This window comes from Microcoleus sp. Pol12B3, from assembly GCF_036701355.1.
Lineage (GTDB): Bacteria > Cyanobacteriota > Cyanobacteriia > Cyanobacteriales > Microcoleaceae > Microcoleus.
The window spans coordinates 1-2,562 of sequence record NZ_JAUBQS010000150.1 but is presented as its reverse complement, the minus strand read 5'-3'; the positions used below and the strand labels follow the sequence as shown (position 1 = coordinate 2,562).

Below are 2,562 nucleotides of genomic sequence, written 5' to 3'. Positions count from 1 at the left end.
GGACATTCTTTCAGAAGGGTTTGAGGGCTATGTCCTTGATTTTATCAAGCTTTTGACGGGGTTGTCACCCCGTCAGTTTGGTTACTTTCGCGATAGCACTATAGCAATCCTAAATGATTTTATATATCTAGAGCAATCCTAAATGATTTTCTGTGTGTAGGTATATTGACGTATTTTGGGGAAATCAAATTTATGTTCCTTAGTAAAAAACTCTCTCCAAAAATTTTACAATCTTAAAGGACCTACATAAATACCAATACTTTCTTAAAAAGTTTTTAACTTGTAACCAAATATCTTCAACGGGATTCTGCTGGGGAGCATTGGGAGCAAATAAAATACAATCAATTGACCAATTATCAGGTTATTTGTCACCATTTAGTTCTACTAAAAATTCTCTAAATTCTCCATATTTATGATAACTAGCTCCATCCCCAATCAAGATGATGTTGCGATTTTTATATTTATTTGGTAAGCATTTTATGAATTTAACTGTTGATTTTCCATCACAACTGTTGATTTTCCATCACCAGATGGATGGCTCTGAAGATGGAATTCTTTGATAATTGAGTGCGCCCAAATAAGTTTGTCTATCTTTTTCATTGGTAATTGGGAATTATATTCTGATTTTAGATTGATCCCAAACATAACCAGTTAGATCACCATGAAGTAGATGATACCATTTTTTTAAAGATGTGATAGAGATAAAGAATGTAAAATCCAAGACCATCCGGTGAGAAAACCAATGACGCTTTCGGTGAAAGATGCCAAAATTTCCTGGACTTTTGTGCGGAGTTCATCAAGATTATTAAACACCGACTTTCGCTAAAAAATCTTTGAGATCTTCCCACACTCTTTCTGTGGGATTTACTTCAGGACAAGCCGGAGGCTGAAATAGTAAAATGATATTGTCTGGTAATTCAGATGAGCTTAAATTATGAGCGGGTGCATTATCAACTTGAATGATGTGTAATTCATGAGGATATTGGATTGACAAAAGTTGTAAATATGCTTCAAAACAAACTTTGTCTAAATGCGAAAACTCCCAAAAAAAACTTTTTCCAGTAGGGATCGATACTGCCCCATACAGCCAAAAACACTCAAATTTCCATTGATGCTTTCCTCGGGGCTTTACGCCTAAAATCGTCAGCTTGCGCCGACGAATGGTATGCAGCCCTAGGCGAGTTTCATCACTACACCAATAAGTGACTTTTTTATATTTGTTTACTTGAGGTAAAGCTTTTTTTAGTAAAGCTTTTATCTGTTGATGCAAGTTATTCTTAAATTCATTAATTGCCGTAGATTTCTGAGAAATACTGCGAGGTATTGGAATTTTTAATTTACTTTTTAATTCACCTCTTACTAAAGAATATACAGCCGAGTAACTACTGGCTATTCCTTTAATCAACCAGAGCCAGAGATGAACTTCTTTATAACTCTGAAACCCTTCGGGGTCTTGCAACTCTTGTTGCAATGAAGCTGCTACTTCAACTGAGAACTTTTTTGGGCGACCGAAAACCTGCCTATTTTTTAACAAATTTTCCAGACCGCCCTTTCTATATTGGGAGAGCCAGCGATGAATCGTTGGCTCACTTTTACCTAAAACTGTGGATACTTCCCGAACAGTTTCTACTTGTTTTGACTGAAATAAATAAAGCATTTGGACTTTATTATAAGCTAGTATTCTTTTTTGTTGCTTGAGGATTTCTCGTAAATCTTCTACAGATTCTGTAATTTTTATATGAGGACGACCAGACATTGTAATTGTCGCCTTTACTTTTGACACAAGTCTATCACATCTTTAAAAAAATGGTATGACATTCATCTAAAAACAATACTATTATTTTCCCATATTCTATGCCAGCATTGTTTTTAAATAAACTATCGTTAATTTATTCCGTCTTTTTTTTACCAGTTCTTTATAACTGGAGTTAAGACTAAAAAATAGGCTCAGTTAGTTACTGAGTCAGAAAAAGCTTTGGAGTTAGTTAAATCCTAGTGATTAAGAAGCTACTTTTCGATGTTTTTGAAAGCGACCCTTGCCTTTTTTCACCACAGGATAGCGAGTTTTAGGAGTGCGTTTTTGACCGGGCGAGCAACCAGGGGATTTTCCGCGTCTTTTGGGAGCGCTCGTCGGAGTTCCAATCTTGACCAAAAGTGGAAACATTGATTGCACCACCCGTCCGGGAGTCAAATTGGTGAGAGGTTTTTGCCATGGTAAATGAAAATCCCGGACTAAATTTCTAGCTAACCATAACTGCCAAGTCAATAGGGGCATAAGAGTGCTCCATCGATCGCATTGCTCTGTTGTACTCAACTGTGGTTGAGTCCAAAATAAGGTTTGCTTAGCTAAACGATACCAATGAGCGATAGCAAAGCGACGCAAATATAGCTGTCCAATTTCTTCAAGTTGTGGCAGATTTTCACCCACCCAAACCAACCATAAAGGCTTAGCTTGACGAGCATTGCTGGCTCCATCTTTTCGTTCCAACTGAGATCTTGCACCATTCTCAATTAGCCCTTGCATTTGGTGCCAAAATGTGAAAAAAAGGACGTATAAACAAT

Annotated in this window: 1 protein-coding gene and 1 pseudogene; both read right to left on the bottom strand. The window is 36.8% G+C overall.

Annotated features, from left to right (window positions below; translation table 11 throughout):
• Window positions 1-684: 684 nt before the first annotated feature.
• Window positions 685-1,756: pseudogene (locus QUA53_RS28875) on the bottom strand (IS630 family transposase).
• Window positions 1,757-1,999: 243 nt separating this feature from the next.
• Window positions 2,000-2,562: hypothetical protein (locus QUA53_RS28870; protein WP_333249295.1), on the bottom strand; the 563-nt coding region annotated here is incomplete at its 5' end.